At 49.8% G+C, this 21,514-nt stretch carries 13 protein-coding genes; 5 read left to right on the forward strand and 8 right to left on the reverse strand.

Going from position 1 to position 21,514, the window contains the following annotated elements; genetic code table 11:
* Nucleotides 1–69: 69 nt before the first annotated feature.
* From trmB to xseB, 3 genes are all read right to left on the reverse strand, one after another.
* A complete protein-coding gene (trmB, locus tag ACDC99_RS07370) occupies nt 70–840 on the reverse strand; it encodes a tRNA (guanosine(46)-N7)-methyltransferase TrmB (RefSeq protein ID WP_370756441.1) in 771 nt (256 codons plus the stop codon).
* Nucleotides 841–981: 141 nt separating this feature from the next.
* Nucleotides 982–2,004 carry a branched-chain amino acid aminotransferase gene (locus ACDC99_RS07375; protein WP_022316288.1) on the reverse strand — a complete coding sequence of 341 codons (1,023 nt, stop codon included), beginning with the start codon at nt 2,002–2,004 and terminating at the stop codon, nt 982–984.
* A gap of 285 nt (nt 2,005–2,289) precedes the next feature.
* Nucleotides 2,290–2,481: an exodeoxyribonuclease VII small subunit gene (gene xseB / locus ACDC99_RS07380; protein WP_022316289.1), complete on the reverse strand. Its 192-nt coding sequence runs from the start codon at nt 2,479–2,481 to the stop codon at nt 2,290–2,292.
* A 60-nt stretch (nt 2,482–2,541) separates the two neighbouring features.
* Here xseB and ACDC99_RS07385 point away from each other — a divergent pair, with 60 nt between their 5' ends.
* Nucleotides 2,542–2,808, forward strand: coding sequence for a hypothetical protein (locus ACDC99_RS07385; RefSeq protein WP_156132567.1), 267 nt, complete (start codon nt 2,542–2,544; stop codon nt 2,806–2,808).
* Nucleotides 2,809–3,177: 369 nt separating this feature from the next.
* Here ACDC99_RS07385 and xseA read toward each other — a convergent pair whose 3' ends face one another.
* The 5 genes from xseA to ACDC99_RS07410 form a co-directional block, all read right to left on the reverse strand.
* On the reverse strand, nt 3,178–4,482 hold the full coding sequence (gene xseA / locus ACDC99_RS07390; RefSeq protein ID WP_370756442.1) for an exodeoxyribonuclease VII large subunit: 1,305 nt from the start codon (nt 4,480–4,482) through the stop codon (nt 3,178–3,180).
* Between the two features lie 158 nt (nt 4,483–4,640).
* Nucleotides 4,641–4,826, reverse strand: a complete 186-nt coding sequence (locus ACDC99_RS07395; protein ID WP_044074133.1) for a hypothetical protein — start codon at nt 4,824–4,826, stop codon at nt 4,641–4,643.
* Nucleotides 4,805–5,671 (reverse strand): hypothetical protein, encoded by an 867-nt coding sequence (locus ACDC99_RS07400; protein WP_303222777.1) that lies wholly within the window; start codon nt 5,669–5,671, stop codon nt 4,805–4,807. Before ACDC99_RS07400 ends, ACDC99_RS07395 begins: the two co-directional genes overlap by 22 nt.
* Nucleotides 5,672–6,408: 737 nt before the next feature.
* A complete protein-coding gene (locus tag ACDC99_RS07405) occupies nt 6,409–7,815 on the reverse strand; it encodes a S8 family serine peptidase (RefSeq protein WP_370756444.1) in 1,407 nt (468 codons plus the stop codon).
* Between the two features lie 814 nt (nt 7,816–8,629).
* Nucleotides 8,630–10,666: a hypothetical protein gene (locus ACDC99_RS07410; protein ID WP_370756446.1), complete on the reverse strand. Its 2,037-nt coding sequence runs from the start codon at nt 10,664–10,666 to the stop codon at nt 8,630–8,632.
* Between the two features lie 2,275 nt (nt 10,667–12,941).
* Between ACDC99_RS07410 and ACDC99_RS07415 the strand changes: the two genes are divergently transcribed.
* From ACDC99_RS07415 to ACDC99_RS07430, 4 genes are all read left to right on the forward strand, one after another.
* Nucleotides 12,942–14,009, forward strand: a complete 1,068-nt coding sequence (locus tag ACDC99_RS07415; protein ID WP_370756447.1) for a Lin1244/Lin1753 domain-containing protein — start codon at nt 12,942–12,944, stop codon at nt 14,007–14,009.
* A 1,408-nt stretch (nt 14,010–15,417) separates the two neighbouring features.
* Nucleotides 15,418–16,308, forward strand: coding sequence for an Abi family protein (locus ACDC99_RS07420; protein ID WP_044073767.1), 891 nt, complete (start codon nt 15,418–15,420; stop codon nt 16,306–16,308).
* Nucleotides 16,309–16,850: 542 nt separating this feature from the next.
* Complete coding sequence (locus ACDC99_RS07425) at nt 16,851–18,212, forward strand: ATP-binding protein (protein ID WP_370756448.1); 1,362 nt, start codon at nt 16,851–16,853, stop codon at nt 18,210–18,212.
* A gap of 948 nt (nt 18,213–19,160) precedes the next feature.
* Complete coding sequence (locus tag ACDC99_RS07430; protein ID WP_370756450.1) at nt 19,161–21,449, forward strand: TonB-dependent receptor; 2,289 nt, start codon at nt 19,161–19,163, stop codon at nt 21,447–21,449.
* The last annotated feature ends 65 nt before the right edge of the window (nt 21,450–21,514 follow it).

Here is a 21,514-nt window from a genome sequence, read left to right on the forward strand (position 1 = left end):
AAAGCGCCAACCTCACAGACGTCACTGCAAAGTTAGCGTTTTTTATTTATCCTGCAAAATATAGATGGGTCACTTTGCCGAATCCTTTCCACTACGCTTCGTGCGCTTGTAGCTGCGGTATTCGTCGAGCGGGATTTCCACGTCAGACTCTTCGAGAGTGCCGGCGGCCGGCAGACGGAATTTGAGGTATTTGATGTTCAGTCCGCGGTCTATCCACTGGTTTTCATAATATGTTTGGATGGAGAGGATAGAACGGGTGTCGTCGTCGAGCGACTGGTCGTGGTAGAGGTCTTCGGTCTGCATCAATACGGGCAGCGCGTTTTTCTCCACCATGAGTCTGGTGTATGTGAAAAGGAAGTTGGAGTCTGTCTTCAGATGCACGAGTCCTCCGTCTACGAGGAAGCGGCGGTATCTCTCCATAAAATATGTGCTGGTGAGACGCTTGCGCGGATTCTTCATCTGCGGGTCGCTGAAGGTGAGCCATATCTCCTGCACCTCGCCCGGGGCGAAGAAGCGGTCGATTATCTCGATGTTGGTACGCAGGAAAGCGGCGTTTTGGAGTCCTTCCTCCAGAGCCTGCTTAGCTCCGGTGTGCATGCGCGCTCCCTTGATGTCAACTCCGATGAAATTTACGTCGGGGAACATGCGCGCCAGTCCCACGGTGTATTCTCCCTTGCCACAGCCCAGCTCCAGGACAATGGGGTTCTGGTTGTGGAAATATTCCTCGCGCCATTTGCCTTTCATCTCGAAGGGCACGTTTTCGATTACTGAATATGGATACTGGAAGACATTCTTGAATGTCTCCATCTCTGCGAATTTCTGTAGTTTTCCTTTACTCATTTATGATGTTGTACGTGGTTGCGGTGTCTGATACCGGCATATAGTATATATATCGCAAATAGGTGTTCAAGATTAATTATACTGACGATAAATTAATTCTGAACACCTATTCACTTATTGTTAATAGAATCTATCAGCGTATTAGTCGATAATCACCTTAGTCCATCCGTGTGTGTCAGGCTCGATACCATACTGGATGTTGCGCAGATGTGTGTAGAGCTTGTGTGAGATAGGACCTGGCTTGCCATCCTTGCTGAATGTGTAGCGCTTGCCGGTGTCGAGGTCGTCGATATAAGAGATAGGGCTGATAACGGCTGCTGTTCCGCATGCTCCTGCCTCCTCGAAGGTCTCCAGCTCCTCTTCCGGGATAGGGCGACGCTCTACCTTCAGACCGAAGTCCTCAGCGAGCTGCATGAGGCTCTTGTTGGTGATTGAAGGGAGGATAGATGTTGACTTAGGAGTAACGTAGGTGTTGTTCTTGATACCGAAGAAGTTGGCAGCACCACACTCGTCCATGTATTTCTTCTCCTTGGCGTCGAGATAGAACTCACAAGCGTAGCCCTTCTCGTGTGCCAGATGGTTGGCCTGCATAGAAGCTGCATAGTTTCCACCCACCTTGTACTTACCGGTGCCGAGAGGAGCTGAACGGTCGTACTCGCGTACGATGACGTATGGGTTGGTAGAGAAACCGCCCTTGAAGTATGGACCTACCGGTGTGACGAAGATGATGAACACATACTCTGTTGCAGGGTGAACACCTACCTGGGCACTTGTTCCGATGAGCAGCGGACGGATATAGAGCGATGCTCCGCTCTCGTATGTTGGGATGTACTCCTGGTTGAGGCGTACCACCTTTGCCACCATCTCCTCGAAGAGCTCTGTTGATACCTCAGGCATCATGATACCGCGGCATGTAGACTGCAGACGGGCTGCGTTCTCGTCCATGCGGAACACGCGCACCTTACCGTCCGGGCAGCGGAATGCCTTGAGTCCCTCGAATGCCTCCTGTCCGTAGTGCAGACAGGTAGCTGCCATATGCAGATTAACGTATTCGCTGGAGCAGACTTCAATCTCGCCCCACTTGCCGTCGCGATAGTAGCAACGCACGTTATAGTCTGTCTTTCTGTAACCAAAGCCTAAATTAGACCAATCCAAATCTTTCATATTGTAATCGTTTTAAAGTTAATCTGCCGCAAATTTAGTAAGAATATTCATTCTCTGCAATAAAAATCGAGGGAATTTCTTTTTTTCTGCAAAATCACCCTCGCTAAAGGGCACAGAATTGCCGTTTTGCATCAATATCGGGCATCAGGGCCGGCTGATTGTGGAATGCAACGGGGACGGGTACTGTAGGCAGATAAACGCTAAGGCAGATGGATGCGAATCTGATATACTGACTGCAACGGGTACAGGGGGCTGTCGGCTGAACATACGGAGCGGTGCCCACTGTCATTCGTCGAGCAGTTTCTTTATCTCGGCGTCGGTCTTCTGGAGCTTCGCCTTGCATTTCTCTATCAGTTGCTTGGCAGTCTTGAGCTGGTCGCAGAGGGAGTCGATGTCGAGTTCTCCGCTTTCCATCTTGCGAACTATTGTTTCGAGCTGGGTGACAGCTTCTTCGTAGTTGAATTTCTTCTCTGACATGATGTTTTTTTATTTATAAATGACTATTATTTTTGTTGGGCTGATGGATACTATGATCTAATGGATATCAATCTTTTTGACGTGGTGTCCACGACCTTCGGCGTGGACAAATCAAAGAAAAAAAACACGGATATCACAGACTTTACACAGATTGGTCTTCACGGATTATTTTTCTTTGATATTATTTTGCCAATGAATCTTGGATTCTGTTTGGATTCTGAAGGATTTGGAGCACTATGGTGCTCGCTGCTTCCAGACGAGTTCGTTACTCTGACAATGAGTTCTGCCAATCACTTCAGCCCCCTCTCGTTCTCAAACCCATCCTAACCTTCCCCAAGGGAAGGAACAAGTTACCCTGCTTTGTCAAAGACTTGTTCAGCCAATGACATCAGCCCCCACCTAGCCTCCCCCGTAGGGGAGGGACAGATGCCATTGGCTTTTGATTATTGTCTGTAGCTACTAGATTGTCAGTGGTTTATCATTAACAATGGTAACCAGCTTCTCCCCTACGGGGGAGAACGAGAGGGGGCTAATGTGATTGACTGAAATCAGTCGCCAAAGTAACTTGTCCCTTCCCTTGGGGAAGGCTAGGATGGGTTATCCTACGGGGGAGGATAGGTGGGGGCTGATGGCAGTATCCAGAGTAACCTGTTCCTTCCCTTGGGGAAGGTTAGGATGGGTTGCCCTTGGGGAAGGCTAGGATGGGTATACCGCCACTGTCTTCGCCTCCACCCTACCATTTGCGAGCCTCGTCTCCACCACGTCGCCGGGAGAGAGCTGGCTGCTGTCGGTCACCGCCTTGCCGTTGTGCGTCGTTATCGAATATCCTCGGCTGAGCAGCAGCTGGGGGTCGAGGGCGGCAAGGCGCTGACTCATCATCTCCATCCTGTGGCGCTCCGCCGTCATGCGGCGGTCTACTGCCGGCCGGATACGTCCTTCTGCCATCTGCAGCCTCACGCTCTGCCGCTCCACTGCCGCAGTGGCTGCCGTGGCGAGGCGCGAGGAGAGGGTGTCGAGACGCGACGTCTGCCGTGTGGTGACGAGCGAGAGATATGTGGGTATGAGATGCGTGATGCGGTCGAGCCGCTGCGTCTCGCGCTGCATCAGCAGCCGGGTGTTGTCATGGATGCGGCGTGCCGCCGTGTCGATGCGGTCGGCAACGGCTTTCAGATTGTCGATGAGCAGTGCGGCGGCTGCCGTCGGCGTCTTCACCCTGGTGTGTGCCACCATGTCGGCAACGGTCTCGTCGCGGTCGTGTCCGATTCCAGTTATCACGGGCAGGGGGAAGTTGGCGATATTCTCGGCGAGCATCAGCGAGTCGAAGCCGGAGAGGTCGCTTGTGGCTCCTCCGCCACGGATTATCACCACGCAATCGAACTGGTCTGCCCTGCCGTAGATATCGTTGAGGGCTGCCACTACGCTCTGCTCCACTCCCTCGCCCTGCATCGTGGCAGTGAAGAGTTCTATGGTGAAGGCGAAGCCATATCCGTTGTGTGTGAGCTGATGGCAGAAGTCGCCGAGTCCTGCCGCCGTCTGGCTCGACACCACGGCGATGCGCTGGGCGAAGAGCGGCAGGGGGAGCTGTTTGTTGAGGTCGAACACCCCTTCTTCTTTCAGCCGCCTCACTATCTCCTGGCGGCGGCGCGCCATGTCGCCGAGGGTGTATGTGGGGTCGATGTCGGTCACTATCCATGAGAACCCGTAGGCTTCATGAAACTGCGGATACACCTTCATCAGCACCTTCATGCCTGCCCTTGGCTGTGCTCCCGTCACGGTCATGAACTTGGGCAGGATCCTGCTCCACGTGCCGCGCCAGCATTTTGCCGATGCCTTAGCCACGGGGGTGTTGTGGAGGTCGTCTTTCTCCACGAGTTCCATATAGCAGTGGCCGTTCACCTGGCGTGCCTCGCTCAGCTCGGCTTCCACCCAGTATTCCTCCGAGAGGGTCTGTTCGATGGTCTGCCTCACGAGGTTGTTGAGTTCAAAGAGTGTGTAGTGCATATCTGGTATATGTGTGTATTTCTGCAAAGTTACAGATTTTTCTCTTTCCATCCGCCCGGAATAAAAAAAAAAATCCCCGCCTCCGGTCATATCGTGCCGGGGGCGAGGACTGAGATTATCACTGATCGGTCATCAGCGTTCGTCTGGATTTTCTCTTTTCAGAAGAGTGTATCCTGTCTGCCTTGTACGGGTGGCGCTATTTGCAGCCTATGGGTTTCTTGCCGTTGAGTGCCGGGAAGTGCCACTTTGAGCACTGCCGTATTGAACAGCATAGCGAGGGCAAGGAGGAGCAGGGCTAAGGCGTTGCGGCGGTTGGCTGTGCCTACATGAATGTGCGTCCCCATTTGCCGGTGAAGTTAAAGGATGTAAGATAGAAGTAGTTTATCCTTCCGTTATCTATCTCGTCTTTGAAGATAGTGTATACCATCGGCTCGGTGAGCTTTGTCAGATCGAGGGTCTCATATATCATGCCTCCGCCGTCTTCGAAGTCAATATCTGCCTTATAGAGCATGTCGTTGCTCCATCTGAAGTAGCACACCTTGGCTCCGTTGTATGGGAAGTCCTGGCAGGCTTCCTTCTCTGCCACCCATTTCCCTACGCCTTCGAGTCGCTCATAATCGGAGCCGCCTGCAAAGAACACTTTGTATTTGAACACGAGAACGTTGTCCACCATCTTTCCCAGGCGCAGCGATGTGGCACCGTCGTAGTCGGTAACCTCGGCAACGTAGAGTCCCGACTGTCCTTTCACCTTACCTATGCGCCAGCTCATGGCCTGTGCCATCCATCCTGCCGTGGCGTCGGGGTCGTCGGTTGTCGTCCATACATATGGCGTGTTCTGACATTTGTTCACCATAAACGGCTCCGGCACCACTTTTGTCATCACAGACTTGCTCATGTAAACGGTTTTACCTTCCACATTGGCCTCCACCCAGTCAGGGTTGTCGCCCTCGTCGGCAACGATTTGTGCGTTGGGCAGCCACCAACCCTGGTCGTAGCTTTTGTATACTGCCACTTTCCTTGCTTTGGTGCTTGGAGTTTGCCTCATGTTTGCAGAGTTTCCCTTAGGGTGATAGAGTGCCTTGGGGGCATCGAATGTAAGACTTCGGAGTACTTGGCTAGCGGTCTGTGCCGTAGCAGAAAGACTCATCGCGATGAGTGCGACGAGAAGAGAGAATCTTGTTCTTTTCATAAATAGTATCGTTTTAAAGAATTAGTTTTCATTTTACTTGCCACACCTCTGTCCGCATGGCTCCGCCTCTGTGTATGCCAGTGTGGATATGGTGTCTATAGGCATCCGTACGCATGGCATCCTCTTCGGCAAATGGTCTGTTATGATGTCTGTTCTTGCTTGCGTCGGCAAATGTAATGAAAAAATCTAAACAATCCTAAAAATTACTTGATTATTTGTTTACGAATATATTAAAATGGTCATCACTCTATTTTTTCCATATCGACAGGAAAAGGGAGTGCCCCGGCACTCGCGAATCCACTTAAATCCCAAAGTAAATCCAAAGAATACAGGTCTAAAATGATCCGTGATGATTTATCCGTGTGCATCGGTGATATCCGTGTTTCATTTTAGACCGGTGGACATCGCCGAAGGCTGATGGACACCATATTATCACTGATATATTTTTTCCGTGTTGTCGTTGTGTCCCCAGCCTTCGGCGTGGACACAAATCAAAAAAAAACACGGATACCACGGACTTTACACGGATTAGTCTTTCACGGATTTCTTTTTTTATATTATATGGCCAATGAATCTTGGATTTGGGTTATGGATCTATTTGGATTTGCGAGTGCCGGGACACTCCATTTCTTGGCGGTATCAGATGACAAATAAGCGGGCAAAATGTTTATTGATAAATCAGCAAACAGTGCTACTACCCTACACGCCCCAAGACGAATCCAACCTCCAGCGGGACCTCATTTCGAGAAATCCGGCACGCCATATCCATACACATTGTCGGGATGGCTGAAGTTGTCGCCGAGACTGCGCACGAGGTCTATTATCTGCAGCGCCGTCATCTCGCGGTGCTCCTGCCACAGACATGCCGTGAGACCTGCCACGATGGGACAGGAGAAGGAGGTTCCCATCACCGACGTCAGTGTGCCGCGCTCCGAGAGTATGTTCGTCGGACTGCCCTGCGCCATCACGTCGGGCTTCACCCTGCCGTCGGCAGAGGGTCCCACGCTGCTGAACGAGGCGTTGCGGAGCTCCGGAGTGACGGCTCCCACACACAGCATATCACGGGCGTCGGCAGGGAACCCGATCTTCTTCCATGGGTCCTGACCGTTGTTGCCGGCACTGTTCACGAGCACCATGCCGCGGCTCGCCACCGTCGACGCCATACGCGAGATGAGTGCCGTCCTGCCGTCCTGCTGCCAGTAGGAGTAATAGTTGGTGAAGGGCTTGTCGTAGATGTTGAAACCAAGCGAACAGCTTATCACGTCGACTCCCGCACTGTCGGCAAACTCTGCCGCCGCAGCCCAGTAGTCCTCTTCCACTGGCTGCTCCGACTGCTGGTCTTCGCAGCGCAGCAGCCAATAGGCGGCATCAGGGGCGGCTCCCACATACACCCCCGGTTTGTTTATCGCCAGGATGGAGAGCACGTTGGCGCCATGCTCCATCTCGGCAAAGATGCTGCGCGACTGTGGCACCACAAAGTCGGCATAGCCTACGAGGTTTATATCCCTGAACGCCGGAATGAGGTCGGCATTCAGAAAACCGGCATCCATCACTGCAATCGTCATTCCCTGTCCGCGGAATCCCCTCTCATGGAGCTTCACTCCGCCCACCATCTCCAGCTGCGGCTGCGCCACTCCGTGGGAAGCGTGTATCGAGGTATCGCGCTGCTCTATCTCGGTGTGGTATTTGGGGCGCGGCGGTGTAGGCACGATGGAATCCGGCGACACCCACACCATCCTGACATCGCTGACGAAGGGCAACTGGGAGAGACGCCCGGTGGCTTCGCCGTCCTTCGTACGCACCACAATGGTGTTGCTCCAGCGGCTGCGGCTCACCACCTTCATCCCTGGCAGCTTCTCCACCTCGTCCACATACTGCTGCGCCACGGGCACATCGAGCGTGTCCACGCTGATTCCCTGTCGGCGGCGTCTCTCCAGTGCCTTTGCCGAGAGGAACGACAGTGGATTGCTCATCATGTGAATCGATGGCCGCTTGTCGGTGAGCGTGAGTCTGTACATATAATGCTTGCCTCCGGGATATGGTATCTTTGCCGAACCGTTGTTGCGTGCCTCTGCCGGAAGCATCATAGTGAGCAGGAGTGACACGAGGGTCACTATCATGGGTAGGAGTTTATCGTTTCGCATAGTGCGTCTGTATTTATATATAATATGGTGTGTATGTATATAGAATTATCGGAATGCAAAAGTAAACAAAATAGTTGAAAAGACAAAGATTAAGTTTAATCCATACAGACATCAAACCCATACTAATCTAAAAGCCATCCTAACCTTAAACCCATCCTAACCTTCCCAAAGGATAACCCATCCTGACCTTCCCAAAGGATAACCCATCCTGAACTTCCCAAAGGATAACCCATCCTAACCTTCCCAAAGGGAAGGAACTAATTACTCTGCAACTGACTTCACCCAATCACATCAGCCCCCACCTAGCCTCCCCAGTAGGGGAGGGACAGTTACTATTACTATTGATAAACGATTGATAATCAGATAACTGCAAATGATAATCAGATAACTATCATGTGGCCAATGGTATCTGTCCCTCCCCTTCGGGGGAGGTTAGGTGGGGGCTGAAATCTGTATGCGAAGTAACTTGTTCCTTCCCTTTGGGAAGGTTAGGATGGGTTTGAGGTTAGGTGGGGGCTGAAGTCGGTAAGCATAGTAACCTGTCCCTTCCCTTTGGGAAGGTTAGGATGGGTTTGAGGCTAGGTGGGGGCTGAAGTCGGTAAGCAGAGTAACTTGTCCCTTCCCTTGGGGAAGGCTAGGATGGGTTTGAGGTTAGGATGGGTTTGAGGCTAGGATGGGTTTGAGGCTAGGATGGGTTTGAGGTTAGGATGGGTTTGAGGTTAGGATGGGTTGCCCGTTATAGAAAAGTAACGCCCCCCAACCGGCACAATCACCGGTTGGGGGGCTGATAATAATGAAGTTATGACACACCTTTCTATTTCTTCACTCTCTTCACGCCGTCCACGATGTAGATGCCGGCAGGAAGTTCGTTCCATTGCAGGGTCTGCTTCACGCCCGTCACGCTATAGATACCCTTTGCGTGGGCAGGAACGTCGGTTGTGATGTCGCTAATGCCGCTGGCGTCTGGCTCAATCACCACTTTGTCCGTGACCACCTCGCCGTTGAGAGCAACGGCGTGCAAGGCTCCGTCGAAGGCTGCGCCCTCAGGCTGGGTGATGGTGCATCCGTCAAGAATGAGGTTTTGAAGGTCGCAGACAGAACCCTCCCTGCCAGTTGCCTCAACGTATGCGTTGCGCAAGGTCAGTATCTCACCAATCTTGCCATCAACTCCTGCTACACCATATTTTCCTTCCACATATAGCTTGACGCCTTCAACAGAAAGCGAAGTGTGCAGATATAATCCACAATCATAAGGGGTCTTCAGTCTGAGAGTTCCAGAACCACTAATGGTGGATGTTTTTTGAATCGAAATGCATGCTGTCTGTGACGTAATAATGTTATTGCCGACTACCACAATCTTCAAGCCCTCTACATATTTATTCCAAATTCCATTGCCGGGTGTATTAATAGTAACATCCTCCATAGTAAGGGTCTTAGTCTCGGGATCATAGCTTATCTTTCCATCCACACCGTCAATGACGCTGAGGTCCTTGCAGTTCTTTTTTGTCACATTCTCGCCGGCAATGTTGAAGCCATAGCTGTCTGGCTCAATCACCACCTTGTCGGTGACTAACTCGCCGTTGAGCGCAACGCCGTGCACATTTGCATCGAAGGCAGCACCAGTGGGCTGGGTGATGGTGCAGCCGTCAAGCACGAGGTTCTGGAGGTCGCAGATTGAGCCTGAGCTGCCAGTTGCCTCAACGTATGCGTTGCAAATAGTGAGCACATTACCAGATGTCTGAAATTCTTGTCCGGCAATCCCCCATTCTCCTTCCGCATATATCGTGACGCCTTCAACTGTGAGCGAAGAGGGCAAATATAATCCACAATTATCACTGCTCTTCAATCTTAAAGTTCCAGAACCACTAATGGTTGATGGTTGCAATATCGTAATGCATGCTTCATTTGTCGTAATAGTGTTATTGCCAACTAACTTAATCTTCATGCCCTCTACAGATCTATTCACAATTCCATTGATATAGGATACATTAATAGTAACATCCTCCATAGTAAGGGTGTTAGTCTCGGGATCGTAGCTCATCTTTCCATCCACACCGTCAATGACGCTGAGGTCCTTGCAGTTTAGGGACGTCACATCCACGCCGGCAATCTGAACGCCATAGCTTGGCACAATCACCACCTTGTCGGTTACCATCTCACCATTCAATACCACAGCATTATTCTTTGCATCGAACACAGCACCATCGGGTTGTGTGATGGAGCATCCCTCAAGCACGAGGTTGGCGATATCGCAGATGGAGCCCGTAGAGCCCTTGGCTTCCACGTGAGAGTTGCGGATGGTGAGCACCTCTTCTGCCACATTGTTGTTTGCGGATATGCCCCATGCGCCCTCTGCCTCCAACCAGCAGTTGCTGATTTCGAGAGGACAACCGCCGAAGAGCAAGGCGCATCCGTCGCTCTTTACGCTGAGTTTTCCGCCGCTGTTGCTCCAAATTGTCGTCTCCTCTTTCAACTTTATGCCAGCCGCGCCAGTAACATAAATGGTGTTTGTGCCGATCAACTCTATCGAAAGGTAGTCGCAGGTTTCGTTCAAGATGGCGTTATAGTCATTTGCCTCAATAGTGGCGTTGTCGAGCGTCAGGGTTCTTGTGTTCGGATCGAAAGACACCTTGCCGCTCACTCCGCTGATTTCGGTGAGGTCATAACGGTTGTAGCCCGTAATATCCTCTCCGGCAATCTTGATGCCATACGTTTCTTGCGCCATCGCAAACGCTGACGACATCATCATTATCACAAGCATGAAGAACATGCGCATCCAGGCTCCGCCTCTTGGATATCTCTCAAGGAGCCGCGGGATGACTGACTGTTGGTTACGGTTTAGTTTTTTCATAATCAGTTGGGTTTTAATTATTAAACATGTTTTTGTGTTATGCCAATAAAGGCATTGTTAGGCCACTAAAGGCATTGTTAGGCCACTAAAGGCATTGTTTTCGCCTGCAAAGTAAGCGATTTCCGGATAAAGTCAGTAGGATATAATTTACAAAAAATGGCCAATTTCTTACAAAATCACCTGTTTTGTAAATTTCGCGCATGAATTTACCAAAACGCGACTATATAAGGACTGCATTTTGGGGGACTGCACAAAGGAATATGTAGACACAACAGTGAAGTATTAATGATGCTATTGACTAAGGGAAAGGGAGCGCCTGTGGCACTCGCGAATCCATAGAAAATCCCAAATTAAATCAAAAAAACAGGTCTAAAATGATCAGTGATGATTTATCCGTGTGCATCGGTGATATCCGTGTTTCATTTTAGACCGGTGGACATCGCCGAAGGCTGATGGACACCATTTCTCACGGATTAATTTATACCTTATTTCTCACAGATTAATTTATTCCGTGTTGTCGTTGTGTGTCCCCAGCCTTCGGCGTGGACACAAATCAAAAAAGAAACACGGATAGCACGGACTTGACACGGATTGGTCTTTCACGGATTTTTTTGATATTATTGAGCTAATGATTCTTGGATTTGGGGTTGATTTATTGGGATTTGCGAGTGCTGGGGCACTCCCTTTTCCTGGCGGTATCGCTATTGTTACTCAGCATATCGACAACAGCCCCCACCTAACCTCAAACCCATCCTAACCTTCCCAAAGGGCAACCCATCCTGACGTTCCCCAAGGGAAGGAACAAGTAACTCTGCAACTGATTTCAGCCAATCATATCAGCCCCCACCTAGCCTCCCCCGTAGGGGAGGGACAGATACCATTGACTTTTGATTATTGTCTGTAGCTATTAGATTGTCAGTGGTTTATCATTAACAATGGTAACTAGCTTCTCCCCTACGGGGGAGAACGAGAGGGGGCTAATGTGATTGACTGAAATCAGTCGCCAAAGTAACTTGTCCCTTCCCTTGGGGAAGGCTAGGATGGGTTATCCAACGGGGAGGGACAGATACTCTTGGTTCGTCGCAAACAAGTGGACAAGCAGGATTCTGCTTAAGCCCAGACGGAGTCTGCCATATTGGGGACAAATGGGCAACATCCGTGCAGCAAACGTGCCCAAGTGGGGCAACGTGCTTGCCCATGTAGGGAAACGTGCTTGCCCCAAGTGGGCAAGCACCGTGCCCAAAACTGCACAAAAATCCCTATGAAATGAAACGTTTGACACATCAACAAGAGTAACCAGCACCAACAAGTCTTTAACCTGCACCAATCTATCTTTGACAATTCGGAGTAACTTATATCCACCAGTCTTTGACAATTCGGACTAACCTGCATCTCCCCTACGGGGGAGACCGAGAGGGGGCTGAAGTTCATTGGCAGGGTAACTTGTTCCTTCCCTTGGGGAAGGTTAGGATGGGTTTGAGAACGAGAGGGGGCTGAAGTGATTGGCAGGAATCATTGTCGGAGTAACTTGTCATGATATATATGAACCGCTTTCCAACTTCAGCCCCCACCTAGCCTCCCCCGTAGGGGAGGGACAGATACCATTGGCTATATAATTGTTATCTATAGATGTCTTATTATCAAACATTTGTCATTAACCAGAGTAACCTGCATCCATCTGTCTTTAATAATTCGGACTAACCTGCATCAACCTGTCTTTAACAATTCGGAGTAACCTGCATCTCCCCTTCGGGGGAGAACGAGAGGGGGCTGGAGTTCATTGACTGAAGAAGTCTTTGACAAAACAAGAGTAACCTGCATCTCCCCAACGGGGGAGAACGAGAGGGGGCCGAAGTTCATTGGCAGGGTAACCTGTTCCTTCCCTTGGGGAAGGCTAGGATGGGTTATCCTACGGGGGAGGCTAGGTGGGGGCTGATGTCATTGGCTGAAGAAGTCTTTGACAAAGCAGGGTAACTTGTTCCTTCCCTTGGGGAAGGTTAGGATGGGTTGCCCTTGGGGAAGGTTAGGATGGGTTTGAGAACAAGAGGGGGCTGATGTCAGTGGCAGAACAACATCATAACATCAATCAAGATACCATAACCGTATGAAACTGGACATCGGAATTTTCCTTTTCGATACTTTTGCGTGAAATTATCCATACAGGTAAACGGAAACATTACGATAATACACTAAACGGCCATCTGACCATTCAATGTAGTATTCTACCCACAAAACGGTAATCTGAACATTCTATGTAATATAAAAAATAAATTCCATGAGAAACACCACAACGAGAATCGCAAGAGAGCGAAAGACAAGATCGAGGAGAGGCAGAAAAGCTGTACGCTCCTACCCCATCGCGGCATCACGCAACGATGACCGCATACTGAAACTGCGCATGGACCACGGTATTGAGGGCTATGCCGTGTATCACATGCTGATGGAGAAGATTGCCGAGTCTGACAGGTGCGAATATGCAATAGACGACTACAAGGTGTTGGCATTCGACTTCCGTGTGGACGAGCAACTGGTGAAAAGCGTGGCGGAGGACTACCACCTCTTCTGCTTCAACGACGGACGCCTGTCTCTCAACCCCAGCGACATGCCGGCTGATGCCGGTGAGGAGGATAGCGAGGAGGACGTTGAAGAGGGCGGAAACGACTGTACGACAGCTTCAGAACGCCCATATACAGGCACTTCTGCGATGGTTTATGCACAAAAGAAAGAAAAAGAAAATCTCCCCCTGCACCCCCTAAAAGAAAAAGATAAAGAAAAAGAAAGAGCAGAAGAGAAGAGAAATTCTCTCGCTGAAGACAATGGCGGAGAGAATGACAGTAGTCTGAAAACCTCAGAAAACAAAGCTTCTGACTCTCCTGACAAGGGAAGAAACGACTGTGATAAGGGCGAAAACGACTGTGACAAGGGCTCTGGAACGAAAGAAGCGGCTACTAAAGAGAATGCAGAGGCATCAGCAGCTAACAAAGATGGCGGTTGTGTCAATACTACCAGTTCGCACAGTAAAGGAAGTACACCATCGGCAGCAGGCGGCAAAGAAGCGCGCATCGAGAGCTTTCTGGCATATTTCAGCAACTACTGGAACAGTGTGCTGACATCCACGAACAGCAGGCTGCGCCCCATCAGGGTGGTAAACGGCGAGAGGCGCAAGAGGCTCGTCAGGCTCCGACAGAACTATACCGACGAGGAAATCAGCCGCTTCGTGTTCCGCGCCGCCAACTCGCCATATCTAAATGCCCGCGACGGACGGTTGCGGCAGCCTGCCGACCTGAACTGGATGCTGTCTACCGACGACCGCATAGTGAAGATCATAGAGGGAAACATGTAGGGCGCTCTTGTGGTTTATCTTGGTTTTTGTCTTTAAATAAAAATTGTTACTCAGCATATCGACATCAGCCCCCACCTAACCTCAAACCCATCCTAACCTTCCCAAAGGGAAGGAACAAGTTACTTCGCATACAGATTTCAGCCCCCACCTAACCTCAAACCCATCCTAACCTTCCCAAAGGGAAGGAACAAGTGACTTCGCATACAGATTTCAGCCCCCACCTAACCTCCCCCGAAGGGGAGGGACAGATACCATTGGCCACATGATAGTTATCTGATTATCATTTGCAGTTATCTGATTATCATTTGCAGTTATCTGATTATCAATCGCTTATCAACAGCAATAGTAACTGTCCCTCCCCTTCGGGGGAGGCTAGGTGGGGGCTGATGTTCATTGGCTGAATTGATTTGCTGAAGTTTTTGACAAAGCAGAGTAACCTGTTCCTTCCCTTGGGGAAGGCTAGGATGGGTTTGAGAACGAGAGGGGCTAAAGTGATTGACTGAATTCAGTAGCAGAGTAATCCGCCTTGGGGTTATCCCGGTTTTTGTCTGAAATCGCAGGGGCGGATATTTGTTGTCAGAATATCATATCTGGAGACGGGTAAATGCCTAAATCCAAGGAAACCCCAATGGTACCCTTATGTTAAAATCGTGTTAAAACGCCGTTTATTCCGCCGCCAACCCTCATTTCACACCCTTCGTAGCGGAATAAACGTTGTTTTTTGCAGGAATTTGCAAAATATTGACACCTTCCACCTCACATATATCGGCGGCACGGAACTGGCGAAGAACGAATATTCCGACCTTTTCGTATCCGTATTGACACTTGACGACCTCTTCAGATAATCCCACACAAGACGGTCGCCAGCCGGCTGGATGCAGCGTTCAATCACTGCTTGCAGCCTTGCGGTTTTTTACTTCGCCTTGCAGCTTTTACCACAAGGCCACTTTTCCAGCCACGCCTAAATCTATGGTCCAACTTTTCCAAAGTGCTTGTCAAGCACATCGTCCAATGGGGTAAGATTCATCTGTGCCATAATTATGGTAACGAATCTAACTCATACTAAATTGGACTTTGGTTGAATATCAGGAAGTTAGGCGTTTGCCTTTATAATATAGGTAACAATATGGAAACGAGCGGACTTCTGCTCGTTTCTGTATTTTGCAATATGCAAAGAACGCCTTAATTCGGGGACAAAGATACGATATTTTTCTAAATCTCGCATAGCTTACAAGGAGAAAACCTTGGAAATTGGAACTTTTTACGTTAAAATCCATATTTGACAAGCAGATTTTGAAGAAAAATATTTGGAGTGTCCAATAAAAAAGAGTATTTTTGCAGCAACAAATCCCACCACGCCTCTCAACGATGCGTACCACGGTGGGACTTCGCTTTTTATAAAGGGTATATGGATTACGACAAACAACCGATAAACGTAGATGAACAGGTTGCCTTGCTCCAGAACAGAGGGCTGGTGATAGAAGATATTGCAATTGCCAAATTGCAGCTTCGCAATATCAGTTATTTTCGTATTGCCAGTTACCTACGATATATGGAGGAAGACAGACAGTTTCATCATTATAAACTGGGTAGTACATTTGAACAAGCCATCGACCTTTATCTCTTTGACAAAGAACTTCGTCAACTTATATTCAAGGCAATTCAAGATATAGAGATTTCTCTTCGGACCAAAATGATTCAGATATTCTCTATGGAGCATGGCGCATTTTGGTTTATGGATGCATCATTGTTCAAGAATGCAGACTTTTATGAAGGCTGCCTTGACAATATCAAGAAAGAGGTGTCTCGTTCAAATGAAGATTTCATCAAGGAGCATTCCGAGAAATATACTTTCCCTTCTCTCCCTCCTGTGTGGAAAACATTGGAGGTCGTTTCGTTTGGTACGCTTTCCAAATTATTTTGTCTGTTCAAGGATAATCGTCTCAAAAAGCAAGTGGCAAGAGAGTTTGGACTACCTCAATACACTTACTTGGAAAGTTGGATAAGGTGTATAACCGTGCTTCGCAATTGTTGTGCTCACCATGCCCGTATATGGAACAGGCGTTTTGCCTTGAAGCCACAATTGCCAAATCGGCTTCCACTTTCTTGGATTGCTCCAACCCAAAAGCCTATCAAACTTTACCATCAGTTATGCACCTTATTATATATGGAGCAAACTATAACTCCTTGTATGGATTTAAAAAGCTCTCTACTCAGATTGTTTGCAGATTATCCCAATATTGATTTACATGCCATGGGCTTTCCACAAGGATGGGAAAAAGAACCTTTATGGAGATAGCAACAAGTGTTCGGATATAAGTCTATCCAAGCACATGCTTGTTGAATTCGCGCTTTGGCTGCTTTAGAGCTTAATGTTAACTGTGCAAAGTTAATGCTTTTATTTTGCAAAATCAAAGAAATGACCTTGATTTCTTAAAATCCAGCCTATTTGTTTGATTTTAGTATTATATGGCATCTTCAGCTTATGAAATAGCCAAATCTAAGAGTAGTCCCTGATTTCCGAGAATCAAAGATTTTGAAGAAAACAATGCCCGATAGGTCTATCTTTTAGCAGAAAACAATGCTTGATTGGTCTATCTTTTAGCAGAAAACAGCGCTTGATAGGTCTTTCTTTTAGCAGAAAACAACACTCGATAGGTCTATCTTTTAGCAGAAAACAATGCCTGATAGGTCTTTCTTTTAGCAAAAAGCATTGAAAAACAGTGATATATGATAAATAATCAGTAACTTTGCAACGAGAGTAATAACTCACACAAGATTCTGAAAACAATAACAACCTCTACACGCAATCACTAACTGTAGAGAAAATAAAGGACTTATATGGCAGCTGATTATTTGACAAGAAGCATCGACAAGGCTTTGCTGGAATGGAAAGACAGTCCTCGCCGAAAGCCCCTGCTCGTGAGGGGAGCCAGACAGGTGGGAAAATCATCCACGGTGCGCCATTTGGGAAAGTGCTTCAAACACTTCATTGAAGTAAATTTCGAAAAGACTCCCGAACTGGCAGAACTGTTCAAGGGAAACCGCGACGTGAAGGACATCACAAGAAAACTGTCTGACTATTTCAACGTGCCCGTGACACCCGGCAAGACACTGCTCTTTCTCGACGAGATACAAAAAAGCGAGGATGTGATACACAGTCTGTGGTTCTTCAAAGAAGACTATCCGGAACTCCACGTCATTGCGGCAGGATCGCTCCTGGAATTCGCACTCAAAGACCTTTCGTCGTTCGGAGTGGGACGCGTCAGCTCGCTGTTCGTTTACCCCATGTCGTTCGACGAATTCCTGATGGCAACAGGCGACGACGGACTGCTGGCGGCCAAAAGGGAATGCGGACCGGACAACCCTCTCCCCACCCCATTCTACAACAGGATAACAGAACGGTTTCGCAGCTTCATGCTCACGGGAGGAATGCCTGAAGCAGTGGCAACATACGCAGAGACAGGGTCGTACAGATACAGCAGCGATGTGGTGAATGAAATAATACAGGGCTATCAAGACGACTTCGCGAAATATGGCGCCAAAGCAAACCCCACGCTCCTGAGACGTACATTGATAAGCATAGCCCGACAGACGGGAGGAAAATTCGTATGCAACAGGGTGGAAGGAGACTACAGGTCGGCAGAAGTGAAAAACGCCATCGGAATGCTGTGCGACGCCGGACTGATAATCCCTGCCTACCACACGGATGCCAACGGAGTGCCGCTCGGAGCGGAGATAAATGAGAGAGTGGTGAAATACCTGATTCTCGACAGCGGCATACTGCTCGGCATACTCGGCATCGACGACGACACTGACGAAATAGTGAAGGTGATGATGCTGGAAAGCAGTACAGACCTCGTGGACAAGGGAAGCGTGTCTGAAATGATTGCCGGACTGGAACTGATAAAATATTCATCACCCCAGAAGCGCCACCAGCTATACTACTGGCAGAATATGAACAAAGGCACCTGCGCCGAAGTGGACTACGTGATAACAAAAGGCAACGAAATAGTGCCGATAGAGGTGAAATCGGGAGTGAAAGGTTCGATGAACAGCATGTATTCACTTATGAACAACCAACAGAAGCACATATCCCGCGGCATCAGATGTTCGCTCGAGAATTTCGGTTCGTTCATGAGTCCCGCCAACAAGCGCATCGACATAATTCCCCTATACGCCGTGTCGAAAATATTTGAATGAATTACACGCCATCTCACCTTATTATATATATAGCAACTTCGCGACTTGAGAAATAGCGGAGAAGATACGAGTAGGTGACGGAAAACTCCTCGTCAACTCGTCAACTCGTCGACTCGTGAAATAGCTGAAAAAGGCGGAAAGGTGGAGAAATATTTTGCCGTGACATAATAAAGACGTAACTTTGCACCCGGTCGGCAAACTGCCGGCTAAGGGGTGCTGCCGCCGTTGCGGATGCTGAGACCATACCCTACAGACCTGATCCGGATAATGCCGGCGTAGGCGAAAACGACTACAATGACTACACTCCCCTTGATTCATTAACGAAAACGACGGGCAATATGGCAACTCTCAGAAACCATAATGCCCACCGCTATTGGCTTCATTACTGATCGTGGAGAAACAGGGAAACACATCTTTAGCTATCAGGCAGTCAAGGGTATCTGTCCCTCCCCTACGGGGGAGGTTAGGTGGGGGCTGGAAGTCTGCGCCCTTGGCATATCATGACAAATTACCCTGCCAATGAACTTCAGCCCCCTCTCGGTCTCCCCCGTAGGATAACCCATCCTAACCTTCCCGAAGGGAAGGAACAGGTTACCCTGCCAATGAACTTCAGCCCCCTCTCGGTCTCCCCCGTAGGATAACCCATCCTAACCTTCCCGAAGGGAAGGAACAGGTTACCCTGCCAATGAACATCAGCCCCCTCTCGGTCTCCCCCGTAGGGGAGATGCAGGCTACTCCGCTCCGGCAGAGATTGGGAGATGCAGGTTACTCCGCTCCGGCAGAGATTGGGAGATGCAGGGTACTCCGCTTTGGCAATGATTGGGAGATGGAGGGTACTCCGCTTCGGCAGAGATTGAGAGATGCAGGAACAGATGCAGCGCAACTGATTCCCACGACAGAAAAGGGAAGCCAAAAGTAACAAAACAACAATAAAAAAAACAGGTTAAGATGAAAAGAATCAACCAAGTGGCAATGGCAGTGGTATGTACGCTATGCGCACAGAACGCCCTTGCACAGAAAGACGTAGACACCGTGAAGGTGCGCCAGCTCAACGAGGTGGTGGTGAAGGCAGTGAGAGCACAGAAGAACGCTCCATTCGCCGTGGCAAACATCGAGAAATCGGAACTGAAAGACTTCTCCACTACGGGCCGCGAACTGCCATACCTCTTCTCTCGCACACCGGGAATAATATCATGGAGCGAGAACGGTATCGGAACGGGAACGACATACCTCCGCATGCGTGGTGCTGCGGGAAGCCGCATCAACGTGACTCTCGACGGAGTGGCACTCAACTCGCCTGAAGACCAGCAGGTGTTCTGGGCTAACATGAACAGCTATGCAGCACTGCTGGGCAGCGTGCAGATACAGAGAGGTGTGGGAGCGTCGACAAACGGTGACGGTGCGTTCGGAGGTTCGATTTCTCTCGCCACACAGGCGCCTCAGGTGAAGCCGTTCGCCGAGCTGACCGGCTCCTACGGCACCTACAACACCTACAACACGGGTGCAAGCTTCTCCACCGGACTGCTCTTCAACCACCTGATATTCGACGGAGCATACCACGAAACGGCAACCGACGGATTCGTTGACGGCACTCGCGGACGCTCGGGCTCATACTACGGCGGACTGACATGGCTGGGCGACAACTTCCAGATAAGATACAAGAATATCGGAAACTTCGAGAAGACCGGACAGGCCTGGAACTATATCACCGGACCGGAAGGAACTGAGTCTTACAAGCAGATATACGAGATGGGCCTGGGACGCAGCAACACACTGCTCGGAAACTACGACAAGGATGAGAACGGCAACTACAAGCTTACTCCATTCACCTACCGCGACGGCACTCCATGGGACCGCACGACGGACAATTTCTACCAGAACCACAACATCCTCTCTGCCACATGGCAACCCTCTGAACACTGGACTCACAATGCCGCCCTGCACTACACCTACGGACGCGGATACTACAAGGACCTGAAGGTGAAGAAGTCGCTGGCTGAGAAATTCGGCATCAACGAACGCAACGACGCAGGCAAGTTCATCAAGAGCGACGCCGTGAGACTGAAGGGACTCACACAGAACGCCTACGGACTGGTGTACAACGTGAACTACAAGGACGAGGAGTGGGACGTGACCGGAGGAGTGAACCTGCAGCAGTTCCGCGGCAGCCACTGGGGATATCTCACATACATCAAGGACGAGGCACTGGAACATAAATACTTCGACAACCACGGCAAATACAAATACTACGACTCCGACGCACGCAAGGATGACTACAGCGCATTCGTGAAGGCAGCATACACATTCCTCGACAACTGGAACGTATTCGCCGACCTGCAGTACCGCCACGTGGGATACAAGACCGACGGCATCAACGACAAGTTCGTGACGGGAAGCGACGGCAACTACTACGCACAGCGACTCGACGTGGACGACGACTTCAACTTCTTCAACCCGAAGGCCGGAGTGAGCTACACCAACGGCGGACACAAGGCTTACGCATCGGTATCGCTCGCAAACCGTGAGCCGGAGCGCAACAACTATACCGACAACGGCAACTATCCTTACCCGAAGAAGGAGCAGGTGACCGACTATGAACTGGGATACCAGTATACTGGCAACAACTGGCACGCCGGAGCAAACTTCTACTATATGGCCTACGACAACCAGATTGCACAGACAGGACAAACGAGCGACATCGGCGAGGCACTGACCACAAACATCAAGGACTCCTACCGCATGGGTGTGGAGCTGACCGCAGGATGGGCACCGCTCTCATGGATGAGCGTGGAGGGAAACGCCGCTCTGAGCCAGAACAAGATAAAGGACTTCGACGAATATCTGGGCGACCACGTGAACCACTACGACAAGTCTACCCTCGCCTACTCGCCAAGCGCCATACTCAACGGATTCCTGGATTTCCACTATCAGGGTTTCAACGCCACATGGCACACCAACTTCGTGAGCAAGCAATATGTGGACAACTCTGAGAGCAGCGAGCGCCAGCTGCCAAGCTTCTCTCAGACCGACATCAACATGAGCTACACCATCAACCTGAAGGGCTGCGGACTGAAGAGTGTGAAGCTCGGTCTTGACCTCAACAACATCTTCGACCGCCACTATGCCGTGATGGGCTACGACTGGGGATGGTATGAGGGCGACACCCGCAAGTCTTATCTGGGATATGTGCCGGCAGCGGGATTCACGATGATGGGTAACATCACGCTGAGATTCTAAGTTGACGGGGAAACATCCCATCGAGATTATAAATGACGGAATACTTCCCACTGGGATCATAAGAC

This window comes from Prevotella pectinovora (genome assembly GCF_041323955.1).
In the GTDB taxonomy this organism is placed as follows: domain Bacteria; phylum Bacteroidota; class Bacteroidia; order Bacteroidales; family Bacteroidaceae; genus Prevotella; species Prevotella pectinovora.